The sequence below is a fragment of the Streptococcus loxodontisalivarius genome, from assembly GCF_016908645.1.
GTDB classification, from domain to species: domain Bacteria; phylum Bacillota; class Bacilli; order Lactobacillales; family Streptococcaceae; genus Streptococcus; species Streptococcus loxodontisalivarius.
The window spans coordinates 1-8,238 of record NZ_JAFBEH010000068.1; the positions used below are offsets into that span (position 1 = coordinate 1).

At 39.0% G+C, this 8,238-nt stretch carries 7 protein-coding genes and 1 pseudogene; all 8 read right to left on the reverse strand.

Going from position 1 to position 8,238, the window contains the following annotated elements; all coding sequences use genetic code 11:
* Window positions 1-58 precede the first annotated feature (58 nt).
* Complete coding sequence (locus tag JOC28_RS09980; RefSeq protein WP_205010542.1) at window positions 59-1,246, reverse strand: BglG family transcription antiterminator; 1,188 nt, start codon at window positions 1,244-1,246, stop codon at window positions 59-61.
* A 45-nt stretch (window positions 1,247-1,291) separates the two neighbouring features.
* Window positions 1,292-1,606 (reverse strand): annotated as a pseudogene (locus JOC28_RS09985) (PTS cellobiose transporter subunit IIB).
* 138 nt (window positions 1,607-1,744) lie between these two features.
* Window positions 1,745-2,071, reverse strand: coding sequence for a hypothetical protein (locus JOC28_RS09990; protein WP_205010543.1), 327 nt, complete (start codon window positions 2,069-2,071; stop codon window positions 1,745-1,747).
* A 20-nt stretch (window positions 2,072-2,091) separates the two neighbouring features.
* Window positions 2,092-2,328: a SemiSWEET transporter gene (locus JOC28_RS09995; protein WP_205010544.1), complete on the reverse strand. Its 237-nt coding sequence runs from the start codon at window positions 2,326-2,328 to the stop codon at window positions 2,092-2,094.
* A 9-nt stretch (window positions 2,329-2,337) separates the two neighbouring features.
* The gene (locus tag JOC28_RS10000; RefSeq protein ID WP_205010545.1) at window positions 2,338-3,063 is read right to left on the reverse strand and encodes a sulfite exporter TauE/SafE family protein; all 726 of its coding nucleotides are present in this window, start codon (window positions 3,061-3,063) and stop codon (window positions 2,338-2,340) included.
* Window positions 3,064-3,126: 63 nt separating this feature from the next.
* Window positions 3,127-4,560 carry a 6-phospho-beta-glucosidase gene (locus JOC28_RS10005; RefSeq protein WP_205010546.1) on the reverse strand — a complete coding sequence of 478 codons (1,434 nt, stop codon included), beginning with the start codon at window positions 4,558-4,560 and terminating at the stop codon, window positions 3,127-3,129.
* 126 nt (window positions 4,561-4,686) lie between these two features.
* Window positions 4,687-7,188, reverse strand: a complete 2,502-nt coding sequence (gene leuS, locus JOC28_RS10010) for a leucine--tRNA ligase (protein WP_205010547.1) — start codon at window positions 7,186-7,188, stop codon at window positions 4,687-4,689.
* Window positions 7,189-7,390: 202 nt separating this feature from the next.
* Window positions 7,391-7,930 (reverse strand): transcription termination/antitermination protein NusG, encoded by a 540-nt coding sequence (gene nusG, locus JOC28_RS10015; protein WP_205010548.1) that lies wholly within the window; start codon window positions 7,928-7,930, stop codon window positions 7,391-7,393.
* Window positions 7,931-8,238 lie beyond the last annotated feature (308 nt).

Below are 8,238 nucleotides of genomic sequence, written 5' to 3' on the forward strand. Positions count from 1 at the left end.
GAGTGCAAAAATCAGATAGTAATCTCAAAATATCTACTGTCTAAAAATTATTTTCTCTTTAAAGCATTGAAATACTTGACAATTGGTAGAAAATATAAGCTAGTTCATCTTCTGAAAGCAGAATTGACTTCAAAGATGGGAGATTACGGAGAAAGTCTCTGCTTAGAGTAAAAACATCAGAATAATGAGCTTTTAAATCGTCCAACAAAGGATTTTCAAGATGAATACCGTTTTTGATACGTTCAACTAGAACCTCTAAATGTTTTGATAATCCCTCTACTAACGTCAAATCGTTACTAAAAGAATACAAATCACTTTGTTCCAATAGAGACAAGGAAGCCATAATATCCTGTCTTAGATTTACTCCGTGTTCATCAGAACCCGAATCGTGAGTTGCCTTGGAAATCAAGTGTAATGCTATATAATTTGCTTCTTCTTCTGGGAAGTCAATTTGTGTAATAAAGCGAACTCGTCTTAAGATATTCTGAGCAATAGCTATTTCTAATTGAACCTTATCCTCTGATAAAATTATCGGAGCTAGATCAAATCCATCCCTCATTCTCTTAATAGCTAAGGCTATATGTATAACTAAATTTTGAATAACGAAATCAGATAAACCTAAATTTCCATTGCGACACTCATCTACAACAATGATCGTCAATTCTTCAAAACTTATGGGTAAATCAAGAACGTCCTCACTCATGTAATGATGGATATTTTTTAAAAATTGACCACTGAAAAAATAATCCATGATAAAATGTCTTTTATCCTGTTCCCTACCCGATACAAATACACCTCGGTTCGGTTTACTTTCTACCAGTAGATTGTATTTTTCTAAAATCTCACGTATCTTTTTAAAATCGGATGATAAGGTTGACCGACTCACAAAGAGCTCCTCAGACAGATCATCAAAGAGCAGACAATCTTGTTCAAAAATCAGCTTATTCAAAATGTAATTATGACGGTCAGTAATTTCAATATTTTCTAAGCCAAAATAAATATTATTCTTCGACAGAAATTGAAAATAAAGAGTTTCATCTTCAATAATCAACTGATACCCCGATCCTTGTTTAGAAAGTATTCTTAAACCACTTTCCGCATCCAAGTACTCAGATAATCGCTTCATATAGGTTCTTGCAGTCCTGTCAGAACAAGACATATAGTTAGCTAAATCTTTTCCAGTTAAAAAAGTTGATTTGTGCTTCAATAAATATTGGATCAACTTCTTCTCTTTTATATCTAACATGATGTCCTCTCCCTAACATACACAAGAAATCTACAATAGATTTACTTAAAGATTTTCAACGATTAAATTAGCCAGCTTTTCAATTCCCATAGGAATCGGAATATAAGCTTGTGGTGGAATATTTGCTATCGTCTGACCTGTGGCATCAGTTGCAACTTTTAGAGCATTGAACTACATTTTCGCCTGTGGGCTAACCAGGTAGAGATCAAATTCCTTATTTTCAATCACTTTCTTTGCCTCATTAGCATTTATTGCATCTACCTGAATATCTTTTCCCTGTTTTTCAAAGTATTCAGTTGTTTTTTTTGCCATTAGTGATGATGACATACCTGCTACACAAATAATTAATGCTTTAGCCATAATAGCTACCTCCAAATTTTCTATGGTTTTATTATATCAACTATGTAATCGTTTTCAATTTCACTTATTTCCTTATCAATATGGAAAATAATAAAAAAAACCGAGGAGGAGAATCCTTCTCAGTCAAAATAAGTTCCTTTATAAAGGTAAGCCAGCATAAAGCCTTGATTGTACTGTGACATGATTTGAATCAATATTGTAGGTTTCAATGATCATTTGTTTTAATCGACTATCACTAATACGACTAGATACAACATATCCTTGTTGATCTTCAGACAGAATGTTAATATATGACATCAACTTACGATTTTCAGTGAGATTTTGCTTCTCAGAGGTAGTCTTAAATCTGATGATATAAACTGTCTCCTCTATTTGATTAGCTTTTCTCTGAAAAAATCGAAGAAAAATTGTAACAATAAATAGCATGACAAAGCACACCAGTAATACTGAAACTTTCGTATTCATCAAAATCTCCTTTTCGTCACTTATTTATATTTTAACTTATAGCATAGAATTGTACCAGACAAAATAAAAGAAACACTATTGGCTAATATTAATGCCAAATCATCTATGATGATTCCATGAAGCAACCATAGTCCAATACCAACCACCTGCATACTGTACATTCCTAAAGAAATGGATTCTGTATCCTTACTCTTGATAGTTTTAATTACCTGTGGTAAAAAGGCAAAAGTCGTTAAAAATGCTGCGATAAATCCCATAAGATACTCCTAAAAAATAGTTGTTAATAAGGTTATCAGTCCAGATAAGCCAATCGTAAAATAAGTTAATTTTTCCAATATATGACGATTACAGCAGTTCCTTAATTTATTTCCTACAAAAACACCCAAAAGAATCGCTCCTATTCCAAATAAAGCAGAGCCCAGTAAGTTTATTGTCAATATTCCTTGGAAAATACGGAAAAAGAAACCGTACAAACCTGCGATCATAAATGTTATTTGTAAATTACCCATATAGTCTTCTAGTGTTGGAAAAATTGATAAATAGAGGATAACCAAGAGAGGACCTCCTATACCAAAAAATCCATCACATAAACCTGAAATGATCCCAGTTAAAATAAGGATTCCTAAACTATCCTTCAATCTTATCTCTTCAGACTTCATCAAGAAGAATATCGATAAGATGATCAAAAAGATGGCAAAGACTAGTTTTAAAAAGAAGAGAGAAAGGGTTGTCGATAAACGAATTGCCCAGCTAGAAGCCAAAATGTAACAAATTGTTGGTAAAACAATCTTAGAAAAGCTAACATACTGTCTGTATCTAAAACTGAGTTGAATAACCATTATCAAACAGATTAAACTTGAAAGTGCAGCTGCCTGAGGAAGAGGATATATAACTGGTAGTACCAACATGATGACGATACCTGCTCCAAACCCCGTAACACTCTGCAAAATTCCAGCTAGAAAAGCAGCTATACAAATTACAAAATAGATCATCTGGATTCCTCCCTATGACAAAACCACTACAGGTAACATCCTACCTGAAGTGGTCTACCAAATTTATAGATTCTCACCATTTGAAGCAATAACTTCCTTATACCAGTTAAAGGAGATTTTCGGAGAGCGTTTGTAGCTGCCTTGTCCGTCATCATCCTTATCAACATAAATAAAACCGTAACGTTTACGCATCTCACCTGTTCCAGCTGATACAAGGTCGATACAGCCCCATGGTGTATAACCCATTAAATCGACACCATCCTCATCCACGGCCTTAATCATTTCCTTAATGTGGGCACCCAGATAATCAATACGATAATCATCATGGACCATACCATCATCTTCTAGCTGATCTATAGCTCCAAATCCATTCTCAACAATGAAAAGTGGCAAGTGATACATATCCGTAAACCAGTTCAAGGCATAACGAAGTCCCTCAGGATCAATCTGCCAGTCCCAATCAGAAGCCTTGACATAGTTATTTTTAACCAAGTCTTCTGTCTCAAGATAATCATAATGTGGATTATTTGGGCGATGAGAATCAATCGCAAAACTCATGTAGTAAGAGAAACCAATATAATCAACAGTACCTGCTAGCAGATCTTCTTTATCTTCATCAGTAAAGTCAACATCAATACCCTTACGTTCCCAATACTTAAGAATATGTTCTGGATAGAAACCATGAACATGGACATCTGTAAAGTAATAACGCTTTTGCATTGCCTTTTGCGCCATTAAAACATCCGAAGGTTTGCAAGTAGCTGGATAAACAGGACACATGGCTATCATACAACCAATTTGAAGATCTGGATTGATTTCATGACCAATCTTAACTGCTCTGGCAGAAGCTACTAGCTCATAGTGAGCAGCTTGGTACATGATGGCTTCCCTATCATCGCCTTCTTGATAAACAATCCCTGAATTCGTAAAAGGTGCAAAATCTTCCTGATAGTTGGCTTGATTGTTGATTTCGTTGAAAGTCATCCAATACTTAACCTTATCCTTATAACGACGGAAGCAAGTTTCAGCAAATCGTACAAAGAAATCAATAACCTTGCGATTTGTAAAACCACCGTACTCTGTTACCAAATGATAAGGTAATTCAAAGTGAGACAGGGTAACAACAGGTTCAATACCATACTTCAAGCATTCATCAAAAAGATCATCGTAGAACTGAAGTCCCGCTTCATTAGGCTCCAATTCATCACCCTTTGGAAAAATACGTGTCCAAGCAATTGAAGTACGGAAACATTTGAAGCCCATCTCAGCAAATAAAGCAATATCCTCTTTATAGTGATGATAAAAGTCGATTGCTTCATGGTTAGGGTAGTATTTTCCCTCCAAAACACCTGCTGTAATCTCACGAGCAACTCCATGACGACCAGCTGTCATCACATCAGCAACTGAAATCCCTTTACCGCCTTCTTGCCATCCTCCTTCAAGCTGATGAGCAGCAACTGCACCACCCCATAAAAAATTATCTGGTAACTTAGACATAATAAGCCTCCTTGAATTTGATACTATCAGTATATCATGTAAGCGTTTTATTTAAATAGCAATATTTTCCTTAATAGTACGGAAATCCAACAAAAAAAGGAGCTTCGAAAGCTCCTTTCTTTATTCTTATTTCACCACAATATTAACCAGTTTGTTTGGTACTGCGATGACTTTGATGATGTCTTTGCCTGCGATTTCGGCTTGGACTTTTTCGTTAGCAAGGGCAAGATCTTGCAATTCTTCGCGTGAAAGGTCTTTAGCAACGACGAGTTTAGCTTTGACCTTACCTTTGATTTGGACAACGATTTCAATTTCGTTTTCAACCAATTTGCTTTCGTCGTAGCTTGGCCATGGCACGTAAGAGATTGACTCACCTGAGGCTGTCAAGACTTGCCAGAGTTCCTCACCCAAGTGTGGTGCGAATGGTGCAATCAATTGAACAAAGCCTTTGGCATAGTCGCTAAAGAGTTTGTCTTCCTTGTTGGCTGCATTGACAAAGACCATGAGCTGAGCGATAGCTGTGTTGAATTTCATTTGGTCAACTTGCTCAGTAACAGCCTTAACGGTTTCGTTGTAAACCTTGTCAAGGGCTCCGCTATTTTCCTCAGTAATCTCTTTAGTCGTGATCAAACGGTAAACACGGTCCAAGAACTTACGTGAGCCTTCAAGACCTTCTTCTGACCAAGCGATTGAAGCATCCAGTGGTCCCATGAACATCTCGTAAACACGAAGGGTGTCAGCACCGTACTGCTCAACAACATCATCTGGATTGACAACGTTCTTAAGTGATTTAGACATCTTAGCTGGTGCTTGTTCAAGCTCTTCACCAGTTTCCACATGGAAGAAGCTACCATCACGTTTTTCAACCTTGTCAGTTGCCACAAGTGCACCACGGCTGTCGCGGTAGCTTGTTCCCAAAATCATCCCTTGGTTAAAGAGTTTTTGGAATGGCTCTTTAGTTGGTACGACACCGAGATCGTAAAGAACCTTGTGCCAGAAGCGAGCGTAGAGAAGGTGAAGCACGGCATGTTCTGCACCACCAACATAGATATCAACTGGCAACCATTGTTTGAGGAGTTCCTCGTCAGCCAATTTTTCCGTGTTGTGTGGATCGATGTAGCGAAGATAGTACCAGCTTGAACCTGCCCATTGTGGCATGGTGTTAGTCTCACGACGACCTTTAACTCCATCTTCACGAGTCACTTCCAACCAGTCTGTCAAGTTAGCAAGTGGGCTCTCACCAGTACCTGAAGGACGGATATCCTTGGTTACTGGAAGAACCAGTGGCAATTCACTCTCAGGAACCGCTGTTGATGTACCATCTTCCCAGTGGATGATTGGGATTGGCTCACCCCAGTAACGTTGACGGCTGAAGAGCCAGTCGCGGAGACGGTAAGTGACTTTCTCATTACCAACACCTTCTGCTTCAAGCCATTCGACCATTTTGGCAATAGCTGACGCTTTATCGAGACCATCTAGGAAGTCTGAGTTGATGTGAAGACCGTCTTCTGTAAAGGCAGCCTCTTCAACATTACCACCTTCAAGAACTGGAATGATGTCTAGGTTGAATTGTTTTGCGAATTCCCAGTCACGTTCATCGTGGGCTGGAACAGCCATGATAGCACCTGTACCGTAGCTGGCAAGGACATAGTCCGCAATCCAAACTGGAATTTCTTTACCATTAACTGGGTTAATGGCATAGGCACCTGTCCAGACACCTGTTTTTTCTTTGGCAAGGTCTGTACGAGCGAGGTCTGATTTGAGACTTGCTTGACGTTTGTATTCGGCAACGGCTTCTGCTTGGTCAGCCGTTGTAATAGCATCAACCAAGGCATGCTCAGGAGCAAGAACTGCGTAAGTCGCACCAAAAAGGGTGTCAGGGCGTGTTGTAAAGACAGTGAAGTCCTTATCTGTATCCTTAACCTTGAAGGTTACATTAGCACCAGTTGATTTACCGATCCAGTTGCGCTGCATGTCCTTGATTGACTCTGGCCAATCAACTTCTTCTAAGTCTTCTAGCAAGCGCTCTGCATAGGCAGTGATTTTGAGCATCCATTGGCGCATTGGTTTTCTGACAACTGGGTAGCCACCACGTTCTGATGTACCATCTGGAAGAACCTCTTCGTTGGCGATGGCTGTTCCCAATTCTTCAACCCAGTTAACTGGAACTTCTGCTTCGTAGGCTAGGCCTTTTTCATAAAGCTTAGTAAAGATCCACTGTGTCCACTTGTAGTAGTTAGGGTCAGTTGTATTGACTTCGCGATCCCAGTCGTATGAGAATCCGAGAGCATTAATCTGGCGCTTGAAGTTGGCAATGTTTTCAGCTGTAAACTCGGCTGGGTCATTACCAGTATCCATAGCGTACTGCTCAGCAGGAAGTCCAAAAGCATCCCAACCCATTGGATGGAGGACATTGTGACCTTGGGCACGTTTGAAACGGCTGAGAATATCCGTTGCTGTATAGCCTTCTGGGTGACCAACGTGGAGACCAGCTCCTGATGGGTATGGGAACATATCTAGGGCATAAAACTTAGGTTTTGATGCGTCTGTTCCTGTTTTAAAGGTGTGATTATCTGCCCAAAAGGCTTGCCATTTGGGTTCGATTTCTTTGTGGTTGTAGAAAGTCATCTTTAAGATACCAAGACTGATAGAGAGCCTTAGGCTCTTATCAAGGTTCTTCCCTTCTTCTAAAAATATTTAATCCCTTTTATTATAGCATGAAATAAGGGGCAAAAAAAGCAAAATTTGGCTACTTAAAGCCATAAAAAGAGAGCTAGGTCAGAAATCTTTCCTCTTAAACAAGGTGACTCCTGCTTCTGCTCTCTTTCGATTACAATTCTGCGATTTGGTAAAGTTCTACTTCTGCCTGTGTTTCTGAACCAAACATGTTGATCATGATCTTCACTTTGTTGTTTTCAATCTCAACAACACGACCTTCTTGACCCATGAAGGCACCATCAATAATTTGAACCACATCACCTTCTTTGATGTTAGTGTCAAAGACATCTACAGTTTGACCCATTGACAAGAGGATTGCACGGATTTCTTCTTCAAGAAGTGGTGTTGGTTTTGAACGGTTACCGTGTGATCCAACGAAACCAGTAACGTTTGGCGTGTTACGAACAACGAACCAAGCCTCATCAGTCATAACCATCTCAACCAAGACATAACCTGGGAAGCGGTTTTCTTCAACCTCTTTAGTCTTACCGTTTTTCTCAACGTTTACTGTTTGTGTTGGGATTTCCACGCGCAAGATATTATCAAGCATGTTGTAAGTTTGGGCACGTTGCAAGAGATTTTCCTTGACCTTGTTCTCGTAGCCAGAGTAAGTTTGAAGGACGAACCAACCTTTATCAAATGAATCTAACATATTTTTATCCTTTCTGAAATAGCAGAGCTTCTGTTGTCAGAAGACTGAACCATTACCAAGCGACAATAAAAAAGCCCGCAGGCCTTTTCTTGCTTGATTTCGTAACCTTATTATAGGAAAAATCAGTCACAAAGTCAATGAATTCCCTTAGAAGATAGCAAAAAAGCCCAGGATCTTAGCCCCAGGCTTTATCGCTTAAAAGCGACTCAATAATTCGGCTCTATAATTTCTGTAGTGGGTAAATCCACCAAGGAGATTGTAGGGCTTTTTGAATGTAGAAAAAAAGTCCCACATGACTTATAATGAAA